Here is a 26,070-nt window from a genome sequence, read left to right as displayed (position 1 = left end):
CAACCATGCCAGAAACCTACAACGGCGGCAGGAACACGGCCGGCCGGGGGCGCAATCCGCTCCGGGACCCCCGTGACCGACGCCTGAACCGTATTGCCGGACCGTCGTCACTGGTCCTGTTCGGGGTCACGGGGGACCTCGCCCGCAAGAAGCTCATGCCAGCCGTGTACGACCTCGCCAACCGCGGGCTGCTGCCGCCGAGCTTCGCCCTGGTGGGCTTCGCCCGTCGGGAGTGGGACAACGAGGACTTCGCCGCGGAGGTGAAGGACGCCGTCAAGGACTACGCCCGCACCCCGTTTGATGAGACGGTGTGGGAGCAGCTCGCGAAGGGCGTCCGGTTCGTGCAGGGCGAGTTCGACGACGACGACGCCTTCAAGCGGCTCAGCGAAACGATCGACGAACTCGATGAGCAGCGGGGAACACGCGGCAACCACGCGTTCTACCTCTCCATTCCGCCGAACGCGTTTGAACTGGTCTGCCGGCAGCTGTCCAAGCACGGCCTGGCCCAGGCCGAGGGCGACAAGTGGCGGCGTGTGGTCATTGAGAAGCCCTTCGGCCACGACCTCGAGTCGGCGCGCCAGCTCAACGACATCGTGGAATCGGTCTTCCCGCAGGACGCGGTGTTCCGGATCGACCACTATCTGGGCAAAGAAACGGTGCAGAACATCCTGGCGCTGCGCTTCGCCAACCAGCTCTTTGAGCCGCTGTGGAACGCGAACTACGTGGACCACGTCCAGATCACCATGGCCGAGGACATCGGCACCGGCGGCCGGGCGGGCTACTACGACGGCGTGGGCGCGGCCCGCGACGTGATCCAGAACCACCTGCTGCAGCTCCTGGCGCTGACCGCGATGGAGGAGCCGATTTCCTTTAACGCCGATGACCTCCGCGCCGAGAAGGAGAAAGTCCTCGCCGCCGTGCGGCTCCCCGATGACCTTTCCACGCACTCAGCCCGCGGACAGTTCACCGGCGGCTGGCAGGGCGGTGAGAAGGTGGTGGGCTACCTCGAGGAGGACGGCATCCCCGCCGACTCGGAGACGGAGACGTTCGCCGCGATCCGGGTAGACATCAACACCCGCCGCTGGTCCGGTGTGCCGTTCTACCTGCGCGCCGGCAAGCGGCTCGGGCGTCGGGTGACCGAAATTGCGGTCGTGCTCAAACGCGCCCCCAACCTGCTCTTCACCGACCACGGCGAGGACGACTTCGGCCAGAACGCCGTGGTGATCCGGGTCCAGCCCGACGAAGGCGCCACCATCCGCTTCGGGTCCAAGGTTCCCGGCACGCAGATGGAAGTCCGTGACGTCACCATGGACTTCGGGTACGGGCACTCCTTTACGGAGTCCAGCCCGGAGGCCTACGAGCGGCTTATCCTCGACGTGCTGCTGGGCGAGCCGCCGCTGTTCCCCCGGCATGCCGAGGTGGAGCTGTCGTGGAAGATCCTGGATCCGTTCGAGGAGTACTGGGCGAGCCTTAATGAACAGCCCGAGCCATACGCACCGGGAAGCTGGGGGCCCGCCTCCGCCGACGAACTGCTTGCCCGTGACGGACGAACCTGGAGAAGGCCATGATCGTAGATCTTCCCGATACCACCACCTCCAAGGTCTCCAAGAAGATCATGGCGCTGCGCGAGCAGGGCGGAGTGATTGCCCTGGGACGGGTGCTGACCCTCGTGGTCGTCACCAAGTCCGGCCTCGAAGAGGAAGCCATCGAGGCCGCCAACGAGGCCAGCCGCGAGCACCCCTGCCGGATCATCGTCCTCGCCGACGCCGGGGCCAGCGCCCCAACCCGGCTCGACGCGCAGATCCGGGTTGGCGGTGACGCGGGGGCGTCCGAGGTGATCCTGCTCCGCGGCTACGGTGAACTCGCGGAGGAAAGCGAATCCCTCGTCGCGGCCCTGCTGCTGCCTGACGCCCCCATCGTGGCCTGGTGGCCGCACGGCGCCCCCAAGAACGCCTGCGAGACGTCGATCGGGCGGATCGCGCACCGGCGGATCACCGACTCGGCCAACGAGTCCGACCCGCAAGCGGCACTGGAAAACATCCGGCGCACCTACAAGGCCGGCGACACTGACCTCGCCTGGACCCGCCTGACCAACTGGCGGATCCAGCTGGCAGCGGTCCTGGACCAGGTGGACGGCTCGCCCGTCACCGCCGTCGCCGTCGAAGGCGCCTCGGACTCCCCCAGCACCATCCTGCTCGCGGCCTGGCTCACGCTGGCGCTGGACGCGCCGGTCACGATCGTTGCTGACCCCGCAGGGACCGGGATCCGGCGCGTGCGGCTCACCCGGGCGGCCGGCGACGTCCAGCTGTTCCGGCCCGGCCTCACCGTGGCGGAGCTGACCCAGCCCGGCCAGCCCGTCCAGCGCATCTCGCTACCGCGCCGCAGCCTGAAGGACTGCCTCGCCGAGGAACTCCGCCGGCTCGATCCGGACGAAGTGTTCGGTGAAGTGATTACTATTGGACTGCCACGTACCAATCTAAGGAGTGTCCGTCCCAGTGAGCGCTGACCCCAGAGTAAGCATCCATCCCGACTCGACGGTCCTCATGGCCGCCATCGCGGCACGCCTGATCACCAAGCTGGTGGACATCCAGGACAAACACGGCGAGGCGACGGTGGTGCTTACCGGCGGGTCGATGGGCATCGGTTCGCTTAAAGCCGTGGCCGAATCACCGGCGGCCTCCGCCGTCGACTGGTCCAAAGTCAACTTCTGGTGGGGCGATGAGCGCTTCGTCGCCGGCGAGGACCCGGAACGCAACGCCCGCCAGGCCCACGAGGCTCTCCTCTCGCATATTCCGGCCGATCCCGCGCGGATTCATGTGCCCGGATCCACTGACGAGTTCGGCACTCCCGAGGAAGCGGCCGCGGACTACGCCGCCAGGCTACGCGACGCGGCGGCCGCGGAACACGCCGCGGACATGTCCGATGACCGCCCGGAGCAACCGGCCGCCCTGCCCCGCTTCGACATCGTCCTGCTCGGCGTCGGACCGGACGCCCACGTTGCGTCACTCTTCCCCGAACAGGCCGGGATCCGGGAGAAGGAACTCTCCGTGGTGGGGGTCCGAAACTCCCCCAAGCCGCCGCCGCTGCGGATTTCCCTCACGCTGCCGGCCATTAACACGGCGTCGGAAATCTGGATGGTTGTGGCCGGCGAGGACAAGGCAGGGGCCGTCGGATTGGCCCTCGCGGGAGCGAACCCGGTGCAGGTGCCGGCCGCCGGCCCGCGGGGCCGGAATGAGACGCTGTGGTTGATCGACGAAAACGCCGCTGCCCGGGTGCCGGAACAACTGGTCCGGAAGGGCTGACCGGGAAGGCCTGCCCGCTTCTAGCCCTCCGCGCGATCCCCTGCACTATTCCCTGCCCTGTCCCTCCGGCTATCCCCCTGCGCTATCCCTCCGGGAACATCCGGCGGGCCCGCAGCCTCTCAAGCGCTCCGGCCAGCACGTCTTCGGCGTCCTGGCTGGAGCGCCGTTCTTTAACATATTCGAGGTGGCTCTTGAAGCCGTCCGCCGGGGCTTCCTCAAGGGCGAACTGGGCCTCGTCCCGGGTAGCCGTCCCGCCGCAGCGGCGGCAGTCCCACACACCGGGGATCTGGTCGTCGGGCAGTTGGGCAAAAACCAGCGGGGTCTCGTGGCCTTTGGCGCAGAGGTAGGTGATGCGGATACGCGGGGTGCGGACAGCGGCGCCGTCGAGCGGTTCGTGGCGCGGCGCGGCCCCTTCGGTGGCCCCTACTCGGATACCCCGGAAACCGGAGGCGGAATGCAGCATCGGGAACTCCTGGCTACTTGGCGGACGGATTGAGCGTGCAATCAGCCACAGTGTAGTTCGGAGTTCCCGATGCCGGGAGGGCCACAAGGACCCGATATGAAGTTTTTGAAAGACCGAACAGCTAGGAGTCTCCGCCGCCGCTGAACCGCATGATCAGGCCGAGGCCAATGATCACAAGGCCCCACGTGACGCCCAGGATGACCGTGAAGCGGTTCAGGTTGCGCTCGGCCACACCCGAGGAGCTGAGGCCGGAGCTCATGCCGCCGCCGAACATGTCGGACAGTCCGCCACCACGGCCCTTGTGGAGCAGGATGAGCAAGGTCAGCAGGAGGCTGGTGATTCCAAGGAGAACCTGCAGAATGACATGAAGAACGTCCACGACGGCCTTTCAGAAGATTTGGATTGCGGGGGCCACGACAGTGTCCGGACTAATCCGTCAGCAGGTGACTCTCGAACCTGACAATATTAGCAAACTCGGCGGCGTCAAGGCTGGCACCGCCGACGAGCAATCCGTCCACGTCGCGCTCCTTGAGGATCGAGGCGGCGTTGTTGGCCTTGACCGAACCGCCGTAGAGGAGGCGGGTCTTGCCGGCGACGTCCGCGCCGAAGAGGGTGGAGAGCTCGGCGCGGATGGCGGCGCACATTTCCTGGGCGTCCTCCGGGCCGGCAACTTCGCCGGTGCCGATGGCCCACACGGGCTCGTAGGCGACGACAAGTTCGGCAGCCTGCTCAGGGGTAAGGCCCTCGACGCCGGCGCGCAGCTGGGCGAGCGTGTGGTCCACATGGGTGCCGGCCTGGCGGATTTCCAGGCCTTCTCCGACGCAGAGCACGGGCGTGATCCCGTGCCGGAAGGCTGCCTTGGTCTTGGCGTTCAGCACCTCGTCCGACTCGTGGTGGATGGTGCGGCGTTCGCTGTGGCCCACCAGGACGTAGCTGCAGCCGAGCTTGGCGAGGAACTGACCGGAGATGTCGCCGGTGTAAGCGCCGGAATCGAACTGGGAGAGGTCCTGGCCGCCGTAGACGACCTTCAGCTCATCGCCCTGAACCAGGGTCTGGACGCCGCGGAGATCGGTGAACGGCGGGAAGACGGCGACCTCCGCCCGGCTGTAGTCGTGCTTGGCGTCGGACAGGGTCCAGGCCAGTTTCTGCAGGAGGGTGATGCCCTGGACGTGGTCCATGTTCATCTTCCAGTTGCCCGCGATGAAGGGTGTGCGGTCGAAGGTGCCGTTGGTTGACGTAGTCACGTGGTCTCCAAAAAGTTCGTAGCAGTGAAACAGCCGGCCGGGCGCCCGTCGTGGGACCGGGCGCCCGGCCGGCTGGAGGTTTCTACCGGTCCAGGACGCTCAGGCCGGGGAGTTCCTTGCCTTCGAGGTACTCGAGGCTGGCGCCGCCGCCGGTGGAAATGTGCCCGAACTGGTCGTCGGCGAAGCCGAGGGTCCGGACCGCTGCGGCGGAGTCGCCGCCGCCCACCACGGTGAACGCCGCTGTTTCGGTGAGCGCCTGGGCGATGGCCCGGGTGCCGGCGGCGAAGGCCGCGAACTCAAACACACCCATGGGGCCATTCCAGAACACCGTCTTGGCTCCCTTGATCCTGTCAGCGAAGGCAGCGGCCGATTCCGGACCGATGTCCAGGCCGATGCCCTGGGTTCCGAAGCTGCTGCCTTCAATCGCATCGGCGCGGACCGTTTCGTGGTCGGCGTCGGCGGCGAACTTGCTGGCCACGACGACGTCGGTGGGAACAACAAATTCGGTCCCGGCGTCTGCCGCACGCTTGAGGTAGTCCTGGACAACGGGGATCTGATCCTCTTCCAGCAGGCTGCCCGCCACCTTGTGGCCGGCTGCTGCGAGGAAAGTGAACAGCATGCCGCCGCCCACCAGGATGGTGTCGGCCTTGCCGATGAGGTTGTCTATAACCGCGAGCTTGTCGGAGACCTTGGAACCGCCCAGCACCACAACGTAGGGGCGCTGCGTGTCGGTGGTGAGCTTCCGCAGCACCTCGACCTCGGTGCGCACCAGATCGCCCTGGTAGGACGGCAGCCGCGTGGCGACGTCGTACACGCTGGCATGCTTGCGGTGCACGGCACCGAAGGCGTCATCCACGAAGGCGCCGTTGCTGCCGGTCAGGGACACCAGTTCATCCGCGAACGCGCCGCGCTCGGCGTCGTCCTTGGACGTTTCCCGGGCGTCGAAGCGGACGTTTTCGAGGACGAGGACTTCACCGTCCTGCAGGGCCGAGGCGGCCGCCGTCGCGCGGTCACCGACGGTGTCCTCGGCGAGGGAGACCTTGAACGAGGCAAGCTCCGCCAGCCGCGCCGCGGCGGGCTTGAGCGAGTACTTGTCCTCGGGGGCGCCCTTGGGGCGGCCAAGGTGTGCTGTGACCAGCACGCGGGCACCGGCGTCCGTGAGCTTTGCCAGCACTGGCAGGGAGGCCTTGATACGGCCGTCGTCAGTCACTGTAGAGCCGTCGAGCGGCACGTTCAGGTCACTTCTGACCAGAACGTACCGCCCGCGGACACCATCAGCGATCAGTTCGTTGAGGGTGTGGAATGTCATGAGTCTTACCCTAGCCCAGCTTGGCTGCGACGAGCTCCGTGAGGTCAACGAGGCGGTTGGAGTAGCCCCATTCGTTGTCATACCAGGAAACAACCTTGACCTGGTTGCCGATCACCTTGGTCAGGCCCGAGTCGAAGATGGACGACGCCGGGTCACCGACGATGTCCGAGGAGACAATCGGCTCGTCGGTGTAGGTCAGCAGGCCCTTGAGCTCGGCGGACTCGGAGGCGGCCTTGAGGGCTGCGTTGACTTCCTCAACGGTGGTCTCGCGGGAGACGGTGACCGTCAGGTCCGTCGCGGAACCGGTGGGGACGGGAACACGGATGGCGTAGCCGTCCAGCTTGCCCTTGAGCTCCGGCAGGACCAGGCCGATTGCCTTGGCCGCGCCGGTGGAGGTGGGCACCATGTTGATGGCGGCGGCGCGGGCGCGGCGGAGGTCCTTGTGCGGGCCGTCCTGCAGGTTCTGGTCGGCCGTGTACGCGTGGATGGTGGTCATCAGGCCGCGCTCGATGCCGAAGGCGTCGTTGACAACCTTGGCCAGCGGTCCGAGGCAGTTGGTGGTGCAGGAGGCGTTGGAGATGATGTGGTGCGCGGCGGGGTCGTAGAGCCCGTCGTTGACGCCCATCACGATCGTGATGTCCTCATCCGAGGCGGGGGCGGAGATCAGGACCTTCTTGGCGCCGGCATCGATGTGCTTCTGCGCGTCGGCGGCCTTCGTGAAGAAGCCGGTGGATTCGATGACGATGTCAACGCCGAGCTCGCCCCAGGGCAGCTTGGCCGGATCGCGCTCGGCGAGGACCTTGATGGTCTTGCCGTCGACGACGATGTTGCCGTCCTTGACCTCGATCGTCTCCTGCAGGCGGCCGCCCACGGAGTCGTACTTGAAGAGGTGGGCCAGAGCTTCCGGGCTGGTGAGGTCGTTTACGGCCACGATTTCGAGGTCCGCCCCCTGGGCAAGTGCGGCGCGGAAGTAGTTGCGGCCAATACGGCCAAAGCCGTTGATACCAATACGGGTGGTCACGTTTTCAGTCTCCTTGGTGCTCTTGCGAGCACGACTAGTTGAGAAGGCGCTCAAGCCAACTAACAGATCCCGCACGCCATTGGGCAGAGATGATTAACAGATCGGAGGGCGACCAGCCACATTGCTGAAGGCTAACCGCCTTCCGTGACCTATCTTACGTTTAACTTGGCCTGCCCCCGCAAGTGCGGGGGCAGGCCGTCCACTATTCGAGCCTTACGGCGGCAAATGTGAGCTTTGTTACGTTCCGGTTTCCGGCGGCGCATTCGAGACGCCGCCGCGCACGGGGCTTTAGAGCGTGATGAGGCCGGTGGCGTTCTTGCGGGCGGCATCGAAGCGCTTGGCGACGTCGGCCCAGTTGACGATGTTCCAGAACGCCTTGACGTAGTCAGCCTTGACGTTGACGTAGTCCAGGTAGAAGGCGTGCTCCCACATGTCCAGCATCAGCAGCGGGGTGGTGCCAACCGCGACGTTGCCCTGCTGATCGTAGAGCTGCTCGATCACGAGGTTGCCGCCGATGGGCTCGTAGGCCAGGAAGGCCCAGCCGGATCCCTGCAGGGCGAGGGCGGCTGCGCTGAAGTGGGCCCGGAACGCGTCGAAGGAACCGAACGCGTCGTCGATGGCTGCCGCGAGTTCGCCTTCGGGTTTGTCGCCGCCGTCCGGGGAGAGGTTGTTCCAGAACACCGAGTGGTTGACGTGGCCGCCGGTGTGGAAGGCCAGATCCTTGGAGAGGCGGTTGATGTTGGCGTAATCGCCCTTGTCGCGGGCTTCGGCCAGCTGCGCCAGCGCGTTGTTGGCGCCGGCGACGTACGCGGCGTGGTGCTTGCTGTGGTGCAGCTCCATGATCCGCGCGGAAATGTGCGGCTCCAGCGCTGCGTAGTCGTAGCTGAGATCGGGCAGTACGTACTCGGTCACAAAATCCTCCAATGTCGTGGACTGGTTGTCCGTTTGGTAACTCTCGGATTGTGCATCCGGATGTTGTGGCACCCGGAAGTCTCTGGATCGGAATCCAGTGGGAATAGCCTCCAGTCCCTCCGAGGTATTCCCGCCGGCCCGATCCGATTCTGCAGTTGTTTCCAGTGAGAGGCTACTCGTCCAGCATTTCCGGCGTCACATTGGCCTCCGTGCCGGGGATGCCGAGGTCCTGGGCGCGTTTGTCCGCCATGGCCAGCAGGCGGCGGATCCGGCCCGCGATGGCGTCCTTGGTCATCACCGGGTCCGCGAGGCGGCCGAGCTCGTCCAGGCTGGCCTGCTTGTGCGCCACACGCAGTTCACCGGCGTATTTCAGGTGGTCCGGGACGTCGTCGCCCAGGATCTCCAGGGCCCGGTCCACGCGGGCGCCGGCAGCGACGGCGGCCTGCGCCGAACGGCGCAGGTTGGCGTCGTCGAAGTTGGCCAGCCGGTTCGCGGTGGCGCGGACTTCCTTGCGCATCCGCCGCTCTTCCCACACCATGAGCGCGTCGTGGGCACCCATCCGGGTCAGCAGCGCGGCGATCGTGTCGCCGTCGCGGATGACAACACGGTCCACTCCCCTGACCTCGCGGGCCTTGGCCTGGATGCCGAGGCGGCGGGCCGCGCCGACGAGGGCCAGGGCCGACTCGGGGCCGGGGCACGTGACCTCCATGGCGGAGGACCGGCCGGGCTCGGTGAGGGAACCGTGGGCCAGGAAGGCGCCGCGCCAGACGGCTTCGGCGTCGGCGGCGGAGCCGTTCACCACCACCGAGGGCAGGCCGCGGACCGGGCGTCCGCGGGCGTCCAGCAGGCCGGTCTGGCGGGCGAGGGCCTCCCCGTCGCGCACCACCCGGACCACGTAGCGGCTGCCGCGGCGCAGTCCGCCGCCGGACACAACGATGATTTCACTCTGGTGGCCGTAGACCTCGGCGATGGCGGCGCGCAACCGCCGCGCGGTCGAGGCGAGGTCCACTTCGGCCTCGATTACGATCCGTCCGGAGATGATGTGCAGTCCCCCGGCGAAACGAAGCATGGCGGACACTTCAGCCTTGCGGACCGAGGACTTCTTGATGTCCAGCCGGGAAAGTTCTTCCTTGACTGATGCTGTCAGTGCCATGGCACCTTTCCTACCTGTTCCCGAAAATGTCGTGGTACGCCGTTGCCAGACGCAGCGGGTCGTGGATCGGCCGGCGGCTCGACGCCCCCACTTTACCCAACACCACCTCGGCACCGAGCATCCCGGCCGCCTGCTCGAAGTCGGCGAGGTCCGTCACGGACGCCGGATCGGCCAGGACGACGTCGATGGTGAAGTCCGGCGCATAGTCCCTGAGCACGCGAAGATGGTCCGCGGCGGACATTCCGAGGGTTTCCTTGGTGTCCGTGGCGAGGTTCATGGTGAGGCAGCGGCGGGCGGCCGTGTTGCAGAGCGCCTGGCGCATTTCCGGCAGCAGCAGGTGCGGGAGCACGGACGTGTACCAGGACCCGGGTCCCAGGATGACCCAGTCCGCCAGTTCGATGGCTGTGAGCGCCTCAATGCAGGCCGGCGCGTCCTCGGGCAGCAGCCGGACGCTTTCGAGCGTGCCGGCGACGGCGCATTTCGCCTGTCCGGCGATGGTCTGCAGTGCCGACGTGCCGTCGGGGGCGGTGACGCGGACCTGACCCTCGATGGTCAGGGGGACGCTGGACATCGGCAGCACCTCACCGCGGGCACCGAGCAGCGCGCCGGCCCATTTGAGCCCGGCCACGGTGTCGCCCAGGAGCTCCCAGAGCGTCACGATCAGCAGGTTGCCCATGGCGTGCTCATCGAGGGAACCGCCTCGGCCTTTGCCGGGGGTGAAGCGGTGCTGCATCACGTCACGCCAGGTGCGGCCCCAGTCGGTGTCATCGCACAGCGCGGAGAGCGCCATCCGGAGGTCGCCGGGCGGCAGGACGCCGTACTCCTCGCGCAGCCGTCCCGAGGAGCCGCCGTCGTCCGCGACAGTGACGACGGCGGTCAGCTCGGTGGTGAGCAGGCGCAGCGCGGACAGCGAGGCGGAGAGACCGTGTCCGCCGCCGAGCGCAACGACGGACGGACCCTTGTCCTGTTGGCTGGCCATCACCGCGCTGGCGGGCGGGACGAGCGGCAGCGGACCGGTGAGCAGCGCCATTACTCGCGGCCCAGGTCCCGGTGGGTGGTGGTCACCGTGACGCGCGGGTACTGCGCCAGCCGGCGGGACAGCTCGACGGCGACGGCGACGGAGCGGTGTTTGCCGCCGGTGCAGCCGACTGCGATGGTGGCGTAGTGCTTGTTCTCCCGCCGGTAGCCTTCCAGGACCGGTTCCAGGGCCAGGACGTAGCGTTCCACGAAGTTGCTGACGCCCTCCGCTTCCAGAACGTAATCGCTGACGTCCTGGTCCAGCCCGGTGTGCGGGCGGAGCGCCGGAACCCAGTGCGGGTTGGGGATGAAGCGGGCGTCGGCCACGAAGTTGGCGTCCACGGGGAGCCCGTACTTGAAGCCGAAGCTCATGACGTTGAGGCGCAGTGCCACGGGACCGGTCTCGCTGAACAGTTCGGTGATCGCGGTGGCGAGTCCGTGGACGTTCAGCGCGGACGTGTCCAGCACGATGTCGGCGGAGGTGCGCAGTTCGTGCAGCAGCTCGCGTTCGGCGGCGATGCCGTCGAGGATCCTGCCGCCGCCCTGCAGCGGGTGGGGGCGCCGGCCCTGCTCGAAGCGCCGCACCAGGACGCCGTCGTCCGCGTCGAGGAACAGTACGCGGAAGCCGACGCCGCTGGCTTCAAGATTGCGGAGGGCGGCGCGGATGTCCGCGAACAGTTCCTTGCTGCGGACGTCCATCACGACGGCGAGTTTGGAAATGGACCCCGGCGCGTGGGACACGATTTCCGCGAGGGTGCCGAGCATCTGCGGGGGGAGGTTTTCCACGACGTACCAGCCGTGGTCTTCCAGGGCGTCCGCTGCAGTGCTCCGGCCGGCTCCGGACATGCCCGTCACTACGAGCAGTTCGGCCTCGACGGGTTTGACCGGTGTCATACCGTCCGTGTCCGTCCCGGATCCTGCCGTCGACTCTGCCATCAGTGAAGCCCCGTTCTGCTGTGCTGTTGTGCGCTGTTCCCGCCGGGCGGCGGTTGCGGTGGATTGCCCACCGCGTATGCCGATTTACCCAAGTCCTTACCCTAGCTAAGTTTGCCGGTGCTAGCTAAGTCTCCAGGATTTCGCCGGTGGTCATGTTGATGGCGGGGACGGTGGCAGCGGCGCCGTCGTCGTCGGTGAAGTGCCGGACGATCGCCGCCGCCAGGGACGGGCCGATGCCCTTGGCGTCCGTGAGTTCCTCGATGCTGGCCGTCTTGATGCTTTTGACCGAGCCGAACTGGGCCAGCAGGGCTTTGCGTTTGGATTCCCCCAGGCCGGGGACGCCGTCCAGCGCCGAGACCGTCATTGCCTTGCCGCGCTTCTGCCGGTGGAAGGAGATCGCGAAGCGGTGCGCCTCGTCACGGATGCGCTGCAGCAGGTACAGCCCGGCCGAGGCACGCGGCAGGATCACCGGGAAGTCGCTGTCCGGCAGCCAGACTTCCTCGAGGCGTTTGGCGAGCCCCACGACGTAGACGTCCTCGATGCCCAGTTCGGCCAGCGCGCGGGCGGCCGCGTTGACCTGGGGCTTGCCGCCGTCCACCACCACGAGGTTGGGCGGGTAGGCGAACTTGGTCCGCGGCGCCGGGGTGGTGGTATCAGCCACTGTGGTGGAAGCAGTGCCGGCCACAGCGGCGTCCGCGACGGCGTTGAGCATGGCCTGGTGGCCAGGCTGCCGGGCGGCGTCGGCCTGGACCGACTGCTCCTGGAGGTAGTTCCGGAAGCGCCGGGTCAGCACGTCGTGCATGGCTGCGGTGTCGTCATTGGCGGCGGCGCCCGTGACAGAGAACTTCCGGTAGTCGGACTTCTTCGGCAGGCCGTCCTCGACCACCACCATGGAACCCACCACGTTGGTGCCCTGGACGTGCGAGATGTCGAAGCATTCGATCCGCAGCAGGGCAACCGGCAGTTCCAGGGCCTCCTGCAGTTCCTGGAGCGCCTGGGACCTCATGGTCAGATCGCCGGCGCGCCGGGATTTGTGCAGTTTGAGGGCGTGCTCGGCGTTGTCCCGGACGGTTGACAGGAGGGCGGCCTTGTCGCCGCGGCGGGGCACACGGATGTCCACGCGGGCTCCGCGCAGACCGCTGAGCCAGGGTCCCAGCTCGGCGGCGTTGCTGGGCTCCACCGGGACGAGGACCTCCCGCGGCAGCCGGCCTTCGAGGCCCGCCTCCTCTCCATAGACCTGCTGGAGCAGGTGCTCGACGAGGTCCGGGGTGGTGGTGTCCTCGACCTTTTCGACTACCCAGCCGCGCTGTCCGCGGATCCGGCCGCCCCGGACGTGGAAGACCTGTACGGCGGCTTCGAGTTCGTCCTCGTGCAGGGCGAAGACGTCGGCGTCCGTCCCCTCGGCCAGGACGACGGCGTTGCGTTCGAAGACCTTTTTGAGCGCGACGATGTCGTCACGGATCCGCGCCGCCCGCTCGTAGTCCAGTTCCGCCACAGCGGCGGCCATGTCCTTTTCCAACCGGGAGACGAACGGCTTGGCCTCACCGCCCATAAACGTGCAGAAGTCTTCGGCCAGCGCGCGGTGGTCCTCGGTGGAGATGCGCCCGACGCACGGCGCGGCGCACTTGTCGATGTAGCCGAGCAGGCAGGGCCTGCCGCTGGCTTCGGCCCGTTTCAGGACCCCGGCGCTGCAGCTGCGGACCGGGAAGACGCGCAGGAGGGTGTCCATGGTGTCCCGGATGGCCCCGGCGGTGTAAGGACCGAAGTAGCGGGTGCCCTTGCGGCGGTCCCCGCGCAGGACCTGGACCCGGGGGTACTTCTCGGCCATGGAAACGGCGAGGTACGGGTAGCTCTTGTCATCCCGGAACATCACGTTGAACCGGGGTTTAAATTCCTTGATCCAGGTGTATTCAAGCTGCAGCGACTCGAGCTCGCTGCCGACGACGGTCCACTCGACGCTGCTGGCCGTGTGGACCATGGCATAGGTCTTGGGCAGCAGGCCCGCCGGGTTGGCGAAGTACGAGTTCAGCCTCGAGCGGAGGTTCTTGGCTTTGCCGACGTAGATGACCCGCCCGTGCGGGTCCCGGAAGCGGTACACGCCCGGATTGGTCGGAATTTCACCGGTCTGGGGCCGGTAGCTCGCTGGATCTGCCACACACCAAGTCTACTGAGGGTGCAGCCATGCCCCGGACAGTTAAGCCCCGGGCAGTGTTTGCCGGGCTGGGTTTCTGCTGTGCCGGGGTGTGATGCTAGTCGGTGACTTTGCTCTGGTTGTAGCTTGTGGAACGTTCCTGGCCGCTGAGTTCGGCGATGGCGTCCATGATCCGGTCCGTGGCCTGGCGGCGCGCGGGGAGGGAATGGTCCGGCCCGGTTTTCTCAAAATACAGCGGCTCGCCGACCTTCATGGTGAAGTGCTGCGGCTTGACCGACTTGCTGTCCGCCGGCTGCAGGTTTTCAGTGCCGATCAGCCCCACCGGGATCACGGGGGCTCCCGTGGTCAGCGCCAGCCAGCCCACGCCGGTGCGTCCGCGGTACAGGATGCCGTCCCGCGAGCGGGTGCCTTCCGGGTAGATCCCGACGCCCTTGCCGGAGTCCAGGATTTCCAGCAGCGTCTTGAGCGCCTGGACGCTGGCGGCCTGTTCGCCGCGTTCCACCGGGATGGACCCGACCGCCTCGAAGAAGGCCTTCATCGCCTTGCCCTTGACGCCGCCGGTGGTGAAATACTCCGCTTTGGCGAAGAAAGCCACGGGGCGCGGCATCAGGGCCTGCACGATCACACTGTCCAGGAAGGACAGGTGGTTGGGTGCCACGATGAACGGGCCCTCCTTGGGCACGTTCTCCAGTCCGATGACCGTGGGCCGGCAGGTCGAGGAGACAAGGCCCCGCGTGGTCCAGCGGATTGCATCAAACATTGCCATGGGTGTGCACCTCGTCTTGGGCTTCGATCGAAAGGTCAGGGTTCGCTGTCATGGGGCCCGCTGCGACGTCATGCGCAGCGGCGGGATTCACCGCGTTGCTGCGCACTGCGTCCCGCTTCGCAATGGTCTCGTGCAGTGCCAGGCTGCTGTGCACAATCTCCACGGCGCCCGCCGCGTCCAGTTCGCCGTCCGGAGCAAAACCCCAGCCTACGCCGATGCAGTCGAGGCCGTTGGCAGCGGCTCCGGCCACGTCCTGCGCCCGGTCCCCCACCATCACGGCATGTTGCGTGTCCACGCCGTGGTGCGTCGAAAGGTCCGCCAGCGCGGCAGCCACGATCCCGGCCTTCCCCGACGGCACGCCGGCTGCTGCCGCCTCGTCCGCGGCCGAGCCGCGGATCGTATGGAACAGGGCGGCAATGCCGTGGTGCTCCAGGACGGTCCGGGCGATCCCTTCGGGCTTTTGGGTGGCCACGGCAATCGGCCGTCCGGCGTCGACGAAGGCTTCCAGCAGGGCACGGATCCCCGGATACAGCCTGCTCCGGGAAATACCGGTCGCGAGGTAGTGCGCCCGGTAGATCCGGATGGCGTCGTCCAGCTGCGCGGCCGGGACCCCGGCGATGTCCGTGAGGGAATGGCTCAGCTTCGGTCCGATCATGGCATCCATCCGGGACTGGCCGGGAACTCTGAGACCGAGCTCCGTGAGGGCCGCTGCGATTCCGTCCGTTATCCCCCCGGCCGGATCGACAAGAGTGCCGTCCAGGTCGAAGATCACGGGCACTGTTGTTTGGGTCACCGGCCTAGTTTCTCACGACTGAACGGATGCCAGAAACTCGCATACCCCGCCGGGAATATGTCGTCATCCGGCAGGCCGGTGCATCCGCGGCAGCTTCCGCTGATGCACAGGGCCCGGCGTATCAGCCCAGGATGTCGGCCAGGAACCCTGCCGTGTGGCTCTCCGTGGACTTTGCGACCTGTTCCGGCGTGCCCGAGGCGACAATGCGGCCGCCGCCGGAGCCGCCGTCGGGACCCAGATCGACGATCCAGTCCGCGCTCTTGATGACGTCGAGATTGTGCTCGATGGTGATGACCGTGTTGCCCTTTTCCACCAGGCCCTGGAGGACCAGCAGCAGCTTCCGGATGTCCTCGAAATGCAGACCCGTGGTGGGCTCGTCCAGCACGTAGACGCTGCGGCCGTTGGAGCGCTTCTGCAGCTCCGCGGCGAGCTTGACGCGCTGCGCCTCGCCGCCGGAGAGCGTCGTGGCGGGCTGGCCCAGCCGGACATAGCCGAGTCCGACGTCGACGAGGGTCCGGAGGTGCCGGGCGATCGGCGAGAAGGCGGCGAAGAACTCCGCGCCTTCCTCGATCGGCATGTTCAGGACATCAGCGATCGTCTTGCCCTTGTAGTGGACTTCCAGCGTTTCGCGGTTGTACCGGGCGCCGTGGCAGACCTCGCAGGGCACGTAGACGTCCGGCAGGAAGTTCATTTCGATCTTCAGCGTTCCGTCACCGGAGCATGCCTCGCAGCGGCCGCCCTTGACGTTGAAGGAGAACCGGCCCGGGAGGTAGCCACGGACCTTCGCCTCGGTGGTGTCAGCGAAGAGCTTGCGGATGTTGTCGAAGACACCCGTGTAGGTGGCCGGGTTGGACCGCGGGGTCCTGCCGATCGGGCTCTGGTCGACGTGGACCACCTTGTCGAGGTGCTCGAGGCCCTTGATCGACTTGTGCCGCCCCGCCACCTGCTTGGCGCCGTTGAGCTTGTTGGCCAGGACCTTGTAGAGGATTTCATTGACCAGGGTTGACTTGCCGGAGCCACTGACGCCGGTCACCGCGGTGAACAAGCCCAGCGGGAAGGTGGCATCCACGTTCAGGAGGTTGTTCTCCTTGGCACCGACCACCTTGAGTTCGCGCTTTTTGTCGTACTTGCGGCGCTTTGTGGGGATCTCAATCTGCTTCCGGCCGGAGAGGTAATCCCCCGTGAGGGACTCGGTGTTCTCGAGCAGCTCCTTGTAGGAACCGGAGTGCACCACCATGCCGCCGTGTTCACCGGCTCCCGGTCCGATGTCCACCACCCAGTCGGCTTCCTGGATGGTGTCCTCGTCGTGTTCGACCACAATCAGGGTGTTGCCGAGGTCCCGCAGCCGGGTGAGCGTCTCGATCAGGCGGCGGTTGTCCCGCTGGTGCAGCCCGATGGACGGTTCGTCCAGGACGTAGAGCACGCCCACAAGGCCGGAACCGATCTGGGTGGCCAGCCGGATGCGCTGGGCCTCGCCGCCGGACAGCGTGCCGGACGGGCGTTCCAGGTTCAGGTACTCCAGGCCGACGTCGAGCAGGAAGGTCAAGCGGGCCTGGATCTCCTTGAGGACCTGGTTCGCGATCTGGGCTTCGCGGCCGGTGAGGACGAGGTTGTCCAGGAAGTGGGCGCATTCGCGCATCGGCAGGGCGGCGACTTCGGCGATGGACTTGCCGTTGATCAGCACCGAGAGCGACGCCGGGTTCAGCCGGGCGCCGTTGCAGGCCGGGCACGGGATCTGCCGCATGTATTCCTCGTAGCGGTCGCGGGCCGAGTCCGAGTCCGTTTCGAGGTGTTTGCGGTGGACGTACTGGATGACACCCTCGAAGCCGGTGCTGTATTTGCGTTCCCGGCCGAAGCGGTTGCGGTACTGCACCACCACTTTGTGGTCCTTGCCGTGCAGCACGGTCTGGCGGATGTCCTCGGAGAGCTTGTCCCACGGCGTGTTCATGGAGAAGCCGAGTTCCTTGGCGAGCCCGCCGAGCAGGCGGTTCCAGTACTCGGTGGTGGCGGTGCCGAGAGACCAGGGCGCGATGGCCCCCTCCGCGAGGGACAGCTCCCCGTTGGGGATGATCAGTTCCTCGTCAACCTCCAGCTTGGTGCCGATGCCGCTGCAGGCGGAGCAGGCACCGAAGGGGTTGTTGAAGGAGAAGGACCGGGGTTCGATCTCATCGATGGCAAGCGGGTGCTCGTTGGGGCAGGCAAGGTGTTCGGAGAACGCCCTGATGCGTTCGGGATCGTCGGCGTCGAGGTCGACGAACTCGGCGAGGATCCGGCCTTCGGCCAGGCCCAGGGCGGTTTCCACCGAGTCGGTGAGGCGCTGGCTGATGCCGTCCTTGACCACCAGGCGGTCGACCACCACTTCAATGGTGTGCTTGAACTGCTTGCCAAGCTTGGGGGGATCGCTCAGCTGGATCAGCTTGTCATCGACCCGCGCCCGCGAGTAGCCCTTCGCGGTGAGTTCCTTGAACAGTTCGACGAATTCGCCCTTGCGGCCGCGGACCACCGGCGCAAGGACTTGGAAGCGGGTGCCCTCCGGCAGTTCCAGCAGCTGGTCCACAATCTGCTGCGGTGTCTGCTTGGTGACGGGCTCGCCGCACACGGGGCAGTGCGGTCGGCCCACACGTGCCCACAGGAGGCGCATGTAGTCGTAGATTTCCGTGATGGTGCCCACGGTGGAGCGGGGGTTCTTGCTGGTGGACTTCTGGTCGATGGACACCGCGGGTGAGAGGCCCTCGATGAAGTCGACGTCGGGCTTGTCCACCTGGCCCAGGAACTGGCGGGCGTAGGCGGAGAGTGACTCGACGTAGCGTCGCTGGCCCTCGGCGAAGATGGTGTCGAACGCGAGCGATGACTTGCCTGAGCCGGAGAGGCCCGTGAAGACGATCATGGAGTCGCGCGGCAGGTCCAGGTCCACGTTGCGCAGGTTGTGTTCGCGCGCGCCTTTGACCACCAGCCGGGACATGTCCGGCCGGGTCAGCGCCGGGCGGGACCCGGCTTCGCGGCCGGGTTTGGCGGAGGCGGGTTTTGCGGAGGCATCAACGGCGGTCGGGGCCTGAACGGCGGGGGCATCAACGGCTGGATCTTCAGCTACGGCTTTAGGCACGCTACCAATGCTAATCGAAAACTTCTTCGAGTATCCATTCGCGGCTGTGTCCCGCGCGGGGAACGCGGGCCGATATGTTAGCGGGGCGCTACTCGCGGTCGTACGCCGCGGCGAGCAGCTGAACGGCCTCGGCGAAGCTGGCACCCTGGGCTTTGGCCGCAGCCGCGAAATCGGCGGCGGCGGCCGAGAGTGAACTCCACGCCTCGTCCCGGGCGCACACCACCGTCCCGTTCCGTCCCCGGGTGAGCACGACGCCGGCAGCCTCCAGTTCCTTGTAGGCGCGCGCTACCGTGTGGGGCGCGACGCCCAGCTCGCCGGCGAGGTTCCGGACTGCTGGGAGCTTGGTCCCGGGCGCCAGGGTCCCGTTGTCAGCGCGTTCGATGATGTTGAGCCGGAGCTGTTCAAAGAGGGGGACGGTGCTGCCCGGATTCGGCCGCCAGGAGCCGGGAAACGGTGCCGCTGATGTTGCTGAGGTTTCGCTGGCGGTCACTGTCCGGGCTCCTGGCCGCGTCGGGATTGTTCGCGGCGGGCGAACTGCGCCTCGTACAGTTTCAGGTAGTGCCCGCCCTTGGCCATCAGCTGCTGGTGGGTTCCCTGTTCAACAATCCGTCCTTGGTCCATGACCAGAATTAGATCAGCGTCGCGGACGGTGGACAAGCGGTGGGCAATGACGAAGCTCGTGCGGCCCTGCCTAAGCCGCTGCATCGCCTGCCGGATCTGCACCTCGGTGCGGCTGTCGACGGAGCTCGTGGCCTCGTCCAGGACCAGGATGCTGCGCCCGGCAAGTTGCGCCCTGGCGATGGAGATGAGCTGGCGCTGGCCGCGGCTCAGCGAGTCCCCGTCGTTGCCGAGCACCGTGGCGTAGCCGGCAGGCAGGGCCCGGACGAACTGGTCCACGTGGCTGGCGCGCGCGGCGGCCACGATTTCGGCGTCGCCGGCGCCGGGGCTGCCGTACTCGATGTTGTCCCGGATGCTGCCGCTGAACAGCCAGGCGTCCTGCATCACGACACCGAATTTGGCCCGCAGGGCATCCCGCGGCAGATCCGTGATGTCCGTGCCGTCGACCCTGATCCGTCCGGAGTCAAGTTCGTAGAACCGCATCAGGAGGTTCACCACGGTGGTCTTGCCGGCGCCGGTGTGGCCCACCACCGCCACGGTCTGCCCGGGTTCCACTGTGAAGGACAGGTCCCGGACCGCGGGGGCAGCCGGGCTGTAGCCGAAGGTGACGTGTTCAAAGCCGACCCTGCCGGCGGCGCCGGACGGCGCGGCGGCGCCGTTACGGGTGCCCGGGCCGGCTCCCGGGACAGGGGCGGGCTCCCCCGGGATTTCCGGCGCGTCGAGGAGTTCGAAGACCCGCCCGGCCGAGGCGAGGCATGACTGCGTGAGGGTCAGCATGCCGCCGATCTGGCCCATTGGCTGGCTGAAGAGCCGGCTGAACTGAATGAAGGCCTGAAGTCCGCCGATGGTCATGGCGCCGGCCAGCACCTGGAGCCCCCCGACGACGGCGACGGCGACGTAGTTGAGGTTGGATACAAAGACCATCAGGGGCTGCACCACGCCGGATACGTACTGCGCGCGAGCGCTGGCGCGGCACAGTTTGTCGTTGCCGTCCTTGAAACGGGATGCGGCCGTCTCCTGCCGCCCGAAGGCCTTGAGGACCTCGTGGCCGGTGAAGAACTCCTCCAGCTGCGCGTGCAGCTCGCCCGTGCTCCCCCACTGCTCGGTGAAGTGGGCCTGGGATTTCCTGGCCACAAGGACGGTGATGAGCGTGGAGACCGGGACAGAGATCAGTGCGATCAAGGCCAGGACCGGCGACAGCCACAGCATCATGGCCAGGGCAGCGGACAGCATCAGCAGCGACATAATCAGCTGGTTGAGCAGCTGGTTAAGGGCCTGGGCGATGTTGTCGACGTCGTTCGTGGCGCGGCTCAGCACGTCCCCGCGGTGTTGGTCGTCAAAATGGCCGGACGGCAGGACGTGCAGTTTCTCCTCCACCGAAGCCCGCAGCCCGTAGCTCAGCCGCTGCACGGCGACGGCGGTCATGGCACCCTGGATCCAGCTGAAAAAGGAAGCCCCCAGATAGATGACGGAGACTCCCGACAGGAGCGCGGCGAGTTCCTCCTGGTTGAAGGAACCCCCCACCACACCGGCAACCACGACGTCGGTGGCGTCACCGAGGAGTTTCGGCGCCGCCACGTTGAGCACCACAAACGCGCACGTGGCGGCGATGACGCCGGCCATCCGCCACGCCGACGGCCGCAGCAGTCCGAGCAGCCGCCCGGCGGTCCGCCAGCGGAACCTGCTGCCCGTCGGCGCCTCCTCCGCGGCCACTACCGGGAGGGCCTCGGTGCGCCCGCCGGAGGGCGTGTCCACCAGGGACTGGTCCCTGGCGTCGCGCGGCGGGGCGTCCGTGCCGGCGTCGAGCGCCTGTTCCGGGGTCACAGGGTCTCCTCCAGCACCAGCTGGGAAGCGGCGATCTCCCGGTAACTCGGTGACGTGTCCATCAGCTGCTGGTGTGTCCCCTGCGCCACCAGCCGGCCGTCCTCAAGAACCAGGATCAGCCCGGCGTCCACGATCGTGGCGACCCGTTCGGCGACGATCAGAACGGTGGCCGTGCGGAGCAGCGGAGCGATCGCCTCGCGGAGCCGGTGGTCGGTGCCGTAGTCCAGCGCCGAGAAGCTGTCATCGAACAAATACACCGGAACCTCACGTAGCAGCGCCCGGGCGATGCACAGCCGCTGACGCTGGCCGCCGGAGAAATTCGTGCCGCCCTGGCTCACCGGCGCTTCCAGCCCCTGCGGCAGCTTCCGGACAAATTCCCCGGCCTGCGCGCTGCCCAGCACACGCCAGAGATCCTCGTCGGTGGCCCCCGGGGCGGCCATCCGCAGGTTCTCGGCAAGCGTCCCGGAGAACAGATACGAATGCTGGGGCACGACGGCGATCAGGCTCCGCAACGTCTCCAGGGTCAGGCTCCGGACATCGCATCCTCCGATGCTGATGTGCCCACCGGTGGCGGCCAGGAACCGGGGCACCAGATTCAGCAGCGTTGTTTTGCCGCTCCCGGTGGCGCCGATAACAGCCGTCACGGTCCCCGGAGCGGCGGTGAAGCTGACACCGTCGAGGACCGGGGCCTCGGCCCCGGGATAAGCGAAGGAGACGTTCCGGAATTCCACGGTGTTGCCCTTGGGTGCGTCGCTGCCCGGGCCGTCCGTGATCGCCGGCGCGGTGTCGAGGACCGCCTGGATCCGTTCGGCGCAGGCGGCCGCGCGCGGGGCCGTCATAAAGACGTACATCGCCATCATGATCGCGATGAGGATCTGCAGGATGTAGGCGATAAATGCTGTCAGTGCGCCAAGCCGCATTTCGCCGGACTGGATCCGGTGCCCGCCGAACCAGACGACAGCGACGGAGGACAGATTCACCACGAGCATGATCAGCGGCATCATTCCGGCGACCAGCAGCGCGGACCGCAGGTTGTTCTGCGTCAGGTCCTTGTTGACCACATCGAAGCGCCGGATTTCGTGTCCCTGGCGCACAAAGCCGCGGATGACGTTGGCGCCGATGATCTGCTCGCGCAGCATCCGGCTGACCCGGTCGATGAGGTCCTGGCCCTGCCGGTAGAGCGGTACGAGGCGGCGGACGATCAGGACCATAATGACCGCAAGGACCGGAATCACCGCGATCACGATGCCGGACAGGACGACGTCCTGGTGGATGGCCAGCAGAATGCCCCCGACAAAGATGGCGGGCGCGGCGACCAGCATCGTGAACACGAGGACTACCAGGTTCTGGATCTGCGCGACGTCGTTGGTAGCCCTCGTGACGAGGCTGGCCGCGCCGAAAGCGCCGACTTCCTGGGACGACATGGACTGCACCTTGGCGAACAGCTCCTCGCGCAGTTGCCGGCCCAGTTCCATGGCAGTAACCGCGCCCAGATAGCCGGCAGCGATGGCGGCAATGACCTGCACCAGGGCGATCCCGGCCATCCAGGAACCCAGGTGCACGATCGCCGGGACCTGCCCGCCGACGACGCCGTCATCGATGATGGCCGCGTTCAGGGTGGGGAGGAGGAGGGTGGCGGTGGTCTGTACCAGCTGCAGGAGAACGATCGCCAGCACGGTTCCTTTGTGGGCGGCCAGCAGCCGGCCCAACAGGCCAATAAGCACCGAACCTCCATCACTAGGTCAGGGCACGGATCCAGCTTCGCCAATGCAGCCGCCCCCACGCTGCCCGGTCATTGTAAGCACGATCACACAGTGCCCGGTTGTCACGCCGCGGCCGTCCCCGTGACCAGGCCGGGGCCGGAGGTCATTCCCGCTTGCGGGCCACAGCGAAGATCCGCCGGAACGGGAACACGGTTCCGTGCGGCCCGGGCGGGTAGGCCCCGGCCAGCCGCTCCGAGTATTCGGCTTCGAAATCGCGGGCATCCCCGGCGGACAACGCGGTGAGAACAGGCCGGAGCCCGGTACCGCGGACCCATTCCAGGACGGGGTTGGGCCCGGCGAGGAGCTGGCTGTACGTGGTCTCCCACGCGTCCGCATCGCAGCCGGCGTCGAGCATGATGTTCAGGTAGTCCTCGGGTTCGCCCACAACGTCGTCGTGGCGGAGTACACCGGCCAGCCGGCCCTGCCATTCCGCCGACTCCGCCAGCCCGCGCATCAGGGCGTGCGAGGGGGCGTTGAAGTTGCCGGGCACCTGCAGCGCGAACCAGGCCCCGGGCTTGAGCGCGGCGAGCCAGCGCACCAGCATGTCCCGGTGGCCCGGCACCCACTGCAGGGCGGCGTTGGTGACGACGACGTCGGTGTCCCCCGAGGGCACCCAGCCGGCGATGTCCGCCGTCGCGAAGGAGAGGTTGGGCAGCCGTTCGGCGTGGGCCGCTGATTGGGCCAGCATTTCCACGGACGAGTCCAGTCCGGTGACCTTCGCATCGGGCCACCGCTCGGCAAGGGTGGCCGTCAGGTTCCCGGGACCGCAGCCGAGGTCCACGACGTGCCTGGGAGAGTCCGCATGGACCCGGGCCGTCAGGTCGAAGTACGGCCTGTCCCGGTAGTCCCCGAACTGCACGTACTTGGCGGGATCCCATTTCACGGCTTTCCTCCGGTCGTTGGCGAACGGCGCGACGTCCGAAGCCTAACCCCGGCCGGGACGGCGGCCAAGGAGGCGCGACCTTGGGGCATGCGCCGTCCGGGCGCTTCATCCCAGCCCGCCCGGCGCTGCCGCCCGGGCGCCGGCCACCAAGCAGGCCGCCAAGCTGGCCACTAAGCTGGCCACTAAGCTGGGGGCAATGAAACTTGTTGATCAGCTCCCCGCCCCGGCCGCGCGAGTCCCAGGCCGGACCGGCCTCGACCCGGACGAGCTCTACACCCGCTTCGTCGAGTGGACGGAAACCCGCGGGCTGGCCCTGTACACCGCCCAGGACGAGGCCATTATGGAGCTCGCGGCCGGCGCCAACGTCATCCTGGCGACCCCCACCGGCTCCGGGAAATCACTCGTTGCCATCGCCGCCCACTTCCAGGCCATGGCCCGCGGCCAGCGCAGCTACTACACCGCACCGATCAAGGCCCTCGTCTCGGAGAAGTTCTTCGCCCTGTGCGAGATCTTCGGCGCCGAGAACGTGGGAATGATCACCGGCGACTCCGGCGTCAACCAGGACGCTCCGATCATCTGCTGCACCGCGGAAATCCTGGCCAACATCGCCCTCCGCGAAGGCGCTGCCGCCGATCTCGGCGCCGTCATCATGGACGAATTCCACTTCTACTCCGACCCGCAGCGCGGCTGGGCGTGGCAGGTGCCGCTGCTGGAACTCCCCCAGGCGCAATTCCTGCTGATGTCCGCAACGCTGGGCGACGTCAGCCGCTTCGAAGCCGGCATCACCGAACTGACCGGCCGCCCGACGACAACCGTCAGTTCGGCAGAGCGGCCCATCCCGCTGCACTACTACTACGAGCAGACCCCGGTGCACGAGACCCTCGAGGAACTGCTGGCGACAAAGCAGGTCCCTGTCTACGTGGTGCACTTCAGCCAGGTGGAGGCGATCGACCGGGCCCAGAACCTGATGAGCATCAACGTCTGCACCCGCGAGGAGAAGGACAAGATCGCAGAGTTGATCGCCGGTTTCCGTTTCGCCGCCGGGTTCGGCAAGACCCTCAACCGGCTGGTCCGGCACGGCATCGGCGTCCACCACGCCGGCATGCTGCCCAAATACCGCCGCCTGGTGGAACAGCTGGCCCAGGCCGGACTGCTCAAGGTCATTTGCGGGACCGACACGCTCGGCGTGGGCATCAACGTTCCCATCCGCACCGTGCTGCTCACCGCACTGAGCAAGTACGACGGCGTCCGCACGCGGCTGCTGAACTCCCGGGAATTCCACCAGATCGCCGGCCGCGCCGGGCGGGCCGGCTACGACACCGCCGGCACGGTCGTGGTGCAGGCCCCGGAGCACGTCACAGAGAACGTCAAGGCGATGGCCAAAGCCACCGCCAAGTTCGGCGACGACCAGAAAAAGCTCCGCCAGGTGGTCAAGAAGAAGCCGCCGGAGGGTTTCGTGTCCTGGGGAGAACCGACGTATCAGCGCCTGGTGGAATCCGCTCCGGACCCGCTGACGTCAAGCTTCACCGTGACCCACGCGATGCTGATGAACCTGATGGAACGGCCGGGCGACCCGTTCAAGGCCGCGCGGCGGCTGCTCACCGAAAACCATGAGTCCCGCTCCTCCCAGCTGCAGCTGATGAAGAAGGCCCTCGGAATCTACCGCGAATTGCTGGCCGCGGGCGTCGTGGAGCGCATCCCGCTGCAGGAGCAGGGCACCGACGGCCGCACGGTCCGGCTCACGGTCCATCTGCAGGCCAACTTCGCCCTGAACCAGCCACTGTCCCCCTTCGCCCTCGCAGCCCTGGACCTGCTGGATCCGGAGTCGCCGTCGTACGCCCTCGATGTGGTGTCTGTGATCGAATCCACGCTGGAGAAGCCCCGGCAGATCCTCTCCGCGCAGCAGAAGAAGGCCCGCGGCGAGGCGATCGCCGCGATGAAGGCGGACGGGATCGACTACGACCAGCGCATGGCCATGCTGGAGGAGGTCACCTACCCGCAGCCGCTGGCGGAGCTCCTGGGCGAGTCCTTCGAGGTCTACCGCCGGGCCGCACCGTGGATCGGCGACTTTGAACTCGCGCCCAAGTCCGTGGTCCGGGACATGTACGAGCGCGCGATGAACTTCGGCGAATTCGTCCAGTTCTACGGGCTGGCCCGCTCCGAGGGCATCGTGCTGCGCTACCTCGCCGACGGTTTCAAGGCGCTGCGGCAGACTGTTCCGCAGGACGCCCTCCGCGAAGACCTCGAAGACCTCATCGCGTGGCTCGGCGAACTGGTCCGACAGGTCGACTCCAGCCTGCTGGACGAGTGGGAGGAGCTTACGTCTGGCAAGGCGCCGACGCCGCACGACGCTCCCCCGCCCCCGCCGCCGTCGCTGACCTCCAACGTCCGCGCCTTCCGCGTGATGGTCCGCAACGAGATGTTCCGCCGGGTGGAGCTCTTCGCGGACGAGGACGCCGCTGCCCTGGCCGAGCTCGATGCCGGGTCCGGCTGGGACGCCGAGCGCTGGGAGGACGCGCTGGATGACTACTTCGACGAGCACGACGACATCGGCACCGGCCCGGACGCCCGCGGCCCGGGCCTGCTGATCATCACCGAGGACACCGGGACGTGGAAGGTCCGGCAGATCTTCGAGGACCCGGCCGGCAACCACGACTGGGGCATCTCCGCCGACGTGGACCTCGCGGCGTCGGACGAGACCGGCACCGCGGTGGTGCGGGTGACGGACGTGAACCGGCTCTAGGATGTCCGGGATCCGGCGGCAGCGGCTCAACGCATACAGCGGGACACCCGGTGCTCCAGGACCACGTG

Annotated in this window: 21 protein-coding genes; 4 read left to right on the top strand and 17 right to left on the bottom strand. The window is 67.2% G+C overall.

Annotation, left to right across the window (positions count from 1 at the left end; translation table 11 throughout):
- Positions 1–5 precede the first annotated feature (5 nt).
- Genes zwf through pgl form a run of 3 tightly spaced genes read left to right on the top strand, consistent with a single transcriptional unit; the run spans position 6 to position 3,302 of the window.
- Positions 6–1,568, top strand: a complete 1,563-nt coding sequence (gene zwf, locus FS787_RS00825) for a glucose-6-phosphate dehydrogenase (protein WP_144670204.1) — start codon at positions 6–8, stop codon at positions 1,566–1,568.
- Entirely contained in the window at positions 1,565–2,506 is a 942-nt protein-coding gene (locus tag FS787_RS00820; protein WP_144670202.1) for a glucose-6-phosphate dehydrogenase assembly protein OpcA, read from the top strand. The genes zwf and FS787_RS00820 overlap by 4 nt, the downstream gene beginning before the upstream one ends.
- A complete protein-coding gene (gene pgl, locus FS787_RS00815) occupies positions 2,496–3,302 on the top strand; it encodes a 6-phosphogluconolactonase (protein WP_144670200.1) in 807 nt (268 codons plus the stop codon). Before FS787_RS00820 ends, pgl begins: the two co-directional genes overlap by 11 nt.
- Positions 3,303–3,384: 82 nt before the next feature.
- Here pgl and FS787_RS00810 read toward each other — a convergent pair whose 3' ends face one another.
- The 17 genes from FS787_RS00810 to FS787_RS00730 all read right to left on the bottom strand — a co-directional run bounded on the left by FS787_RS00810 (position 3,385) and on the right by FS787_RS00730 (position 23,259).
- The gene (locus FS787_RS00810; protein WP_144670198.1) at positions 3,385–3,765 is read right to left on the bottom strand and encodes an RNA polymerase-binding protein RbpA; all 381 of its coding nucleotides are present in this window, start codon (positions 3,763–3,765) and stop codon (positions 3,385–3,387) included.
- 121 nt (positions 3,766–3,886) lie between these two features.
- Positions 3,887–4,144, bottom strand: a complete 258-nt coding sequence (gene secG, locus FS787_RS00805; RefSeq protein WP_144670196.1) for a preprotein translocase subunit SecG — start codon at positions 4,142–4,144, stop codon at positions 3,887–3,889.
- Between the two features lie 49 nt (positions 4,145–4,193).
- Positions 4,194–5,009: a triose-phosphate isomerase gene (gene tpiA / locus FS787_RS00800; protein ID WP_144670194.1), complete on the bottom strand. Its 816-nt coding sequence runs from the start codon at positions 5,007–5,009 to the stop codon at positions 4,194–4,196.
- An 82-nt stretch (positions 5,010–5,091) separates the two neighbouring features.
- The gene (locus FS787_RS00795) at positions 5,092–6,318 is read right to left on the bottom strand and encodes a phosphoglycerate kinase (protein ID WP_144670192.1); all 1,227 of its coding nucleotides are present in this window, start codon (positions 6,316–6,318) and stop codon (positions 5,092–5,094) included.
- Positions 6,319–6,328: 10 nt separating this feature from the next.
- Positions 6,329–7,339: a type I glyceraldehyde-3-phosphate dehydrogenase gene (gene gap / locus FS787_RS00790; RefSeq protein ID WP_144670190.1), complete on the bottom strand. Its 1,011-nt coding sequence runs from the start codon at positions 7,337–7,339 to the stop codon at positions 6,329–6,331.
- A gap of 288 nt (positions 7,340–7,627) precedes the next feature.
- Entirely contained in the window at positions 7,628–8,251 is a 624-nt protein-coding gene (locus FS787_RS00785) for a superoxide dismutase (protein WP_144670182.1), read from the bottom strand.
- A 172-nt stretch (positions 8,252–8,423) separates the two neighbouring features.
- Positions 8,424–9,404: a DNA-binding protein WhiA gene (gene whiA, locus FS787_RS00780; protein ID WP_066438143.1), complete on the bottom strand. Its 981-nt coding sequence runs from the start codon at positions 9,402–9,404 to the stop codon at positions 8,424–8,426.
- Between the two features lie 10 nt (positions 9,405–9,414).
- A complete protein-coding gene (gene yvcK / locus FS787_RS00775; protein WP_144670180.1) occupies positions 9,415–10,434 on the bottom strand; it encodes a uridine diphosphate-N-acetylglucosamine-binding protein YvcK in 1,020 nt (339 codons plus the stop codon).
- Positions 10,434–11,357 (bottom strand): RNase adapter RapZ, encoded by a 924-nt coding sequence (rapZ, locus tag FS787_RS00770; protein ID WP_144670178.1) that lies wholly within the window; start codon positions 11,355–11,357, stop codon positions 10,434–10,436. Before rapZ ends, yvcK begins: the two co-directional genes overlap by 1 nt.
- Before the next feature lie 124 nt (positions 11,358–11,481).
- The gene (uvrC, locus tag FS787_RS00765; protein ID WP_144670176.1) at positions 11,482–13,512 is read right to left on the bottom strand and encodes an excinuclease ABC subunit UvrC; all 2,031 of its coding nucleotides are present in this window, start codon (positions 13,510–13,512) and stop codon (positions 11,482–11,484) included.
- A gap of 94 nt (positions 13,513–13,606) precedes the next feature.
- Positions 13,607–14,275, bottom strand: a complete 669-nt coding sequence (locus tag FS787_RS00760) for a 1-acyl-sn-glycerol-3-phosphate acyltransferase (protein WP_144670174.1) — start codon at positions 14,273–14,275, stop codon at positions 13,607–13,609.
- On the bottom strand, positions 14,262–15,068 hold the full coding sequence (locus FS787_RS00755; RefSeq protein WP_144670172.1) for an HAD hydrolase-like protein: 807 nt from the start codon (positions 15,066–15,068) through the stop codon (positions 14,262–14,264). The genes FS787_RS00760 and FS787_RS00755 overlap by 14 nt, the downstream gene beginning before the upstream one ends.
- Positions 15,069–15,189: 121 nt before the next feature.
- On the bottom strand, positions 15,190–18,030 hold the full coding sequence (uvrA, locus tag FS787_RS00750; protein WP_186329119.1) for an excinuclease ABC subunit UvrA: 2,841 nt from the start codon (positions 18,028–18,030) through the stop codon (positions 15,190–15,192).
- A 229-nt stretch (positions 18,031–18,259) separates the two neighbouring features.
- Positions 18,260–18,661, bottom strand: coding sequence for a GntR family transcriptional regulator (locus FS787_RS00745; protein ID WP_144670168.1), 402 nt, complete (start codon positions 18,659–18,661; stop codon positions 18,260–18,262).
- The gene (locus FS787_RS00740) at positions 18,658–20,412 is read right to left on the bottom strand and encodes an ABC transporter ATP-binding protein (protein ID WP_144671800.1); all 1,755 of its coding nucleotides are present in this window, start codon (positions 20,410–20,412) and stop codon (positions 18,658–18,660) included. The genes FS787_RS00745 and FS787_RS00740 overlap by 4 nt, the downstream gene beginning before the upstream one ends.
- Positions 20,413–20,609: 197 nt before the next feature.
- Entirely contained in the window at positions 20,610–22,337 is a 1,728-nt protein-coding gene (locus tag FS787_RS00735; RefSeq protein ID WP_186329059.1) for an ABC transporter ATP-binding protein, read from the bottom strand.
- Positions 22,338–22,479: 142 nt separating this feature from the next.
- Positions 22,480–23,259 (bottom strand): trans-aconitate 2-methyltransferase, encoded by a 780-nt coding sequence (locus FS787_RS00730; RefSeq protein ID WP_144670166.1) that lies wholly within the window; start codon positions 23,257–23,259, stop codon positions 22,480–22,482.
- A 196-nt stretch (positions 23,260–23,455) separates the two neighbouring features.
- Between FS787_RS00730 and FS787_RS00725 the strand changes: the two genes are divergently transcribed.
- Positions 23,456–26,002: an RNA helicase gene (locus FS787_RS00725; RefSeq protein ID WP_144670164.1), complete on the top strand. Its 2,547-nt coding sequence runs from the start codon at positions 23,456–23,458 to the stop codon at positions 26,000–26,002.
- The last annotated feature ends 68 nt before the right edge of the window (positions 26,003–26,070 follow it).

The sequence above is a fragment of the Arthrobacter sp. U41 genome (genome assembly GCF_007679325.1).
GTDB lineage: Bacteria > Actinomycetota > Actinomycetes > Actinomycetales > Micrococcaceae > Arthrobacter.
Note: the sequence above shows the minus strand (reverse complement) of the source record. Positions and strands in the feature narration are given on the sequence as shown.

Coding starts and splice junctions, on each gene's coding strand:
- zwf (WP_144670204.1), top strand. CDS start 6: ATGCCAGAAACCTACAACGGCGGCAGGAACACGGCCGGCCGGGGGCGC.
- FS787_RS00820 (WP_144670202.1), top strand. CDS start 1,565: ATGATCGTAGATCTTCCCGATACCACCACCTCCAAGGTCTCCAAGAAG.
- FS787_RS00810 (WP_144670198.1), bottom strand. CDS start 3,765: ATGCTGCATTCCGCCTCCGGTTTCCGGGGTATCCGAGTAGGGGCCACC.
- FS787_RS00795 (WP_144670192.1), bottom strand. CDS start 6,318: ATGACATTCCACACCCTCAACGAACTGATCGCTGATGGTGTCCGCGGG.
- whiA (WP_066438143.1), bottom strand. CDS start 9,404: ATGGCACTGACAGCATCAGTCAAGGAAGAACTTTCCCGGCTGGACATC.
- yvcK (WP_144670180.1), bottom strand. CDS start 10,434: ATGGCGCTGCTCACCGGTCCGCTGCCGCTCGTCCCGCCCGCCAGCGCG.
- rapZ (WP_144670178.1), bottom strand. CDS start 11,357: ATGGCAGAGTCGACGGCAGGATCCGGGACGGACACGGACGGTATGACA.
- FS787_RS00760 (WP_144670174.1), bottom strand. CDS start 14,275: ATGGCAATGTTTGATGCAATCCGCTGGACCACGCGGGGCCTTGTCTCC.
- uvrA (WP_186329119.1), bottom strand. CDS start 18,030: ATGTCCCGGCTGGTGGTCAAAGGCGCGCGCGAACACAACCTGCGCAAC.
- FS787_RS00740 (WP_144671800.1), bottom strand. CDS start 20,412: ATGGCCGGCGTCATCGCCGCCACGTGCGCGTTTGTGGTGCTCAACGTG.
- FS787_RS00725 (WP_144670164.1), top strand. CDS start 23,456: ATGAAACTTGTTGATCAGCTCCCCGCCCCGGCCGCGCGAGTCCCAGGC.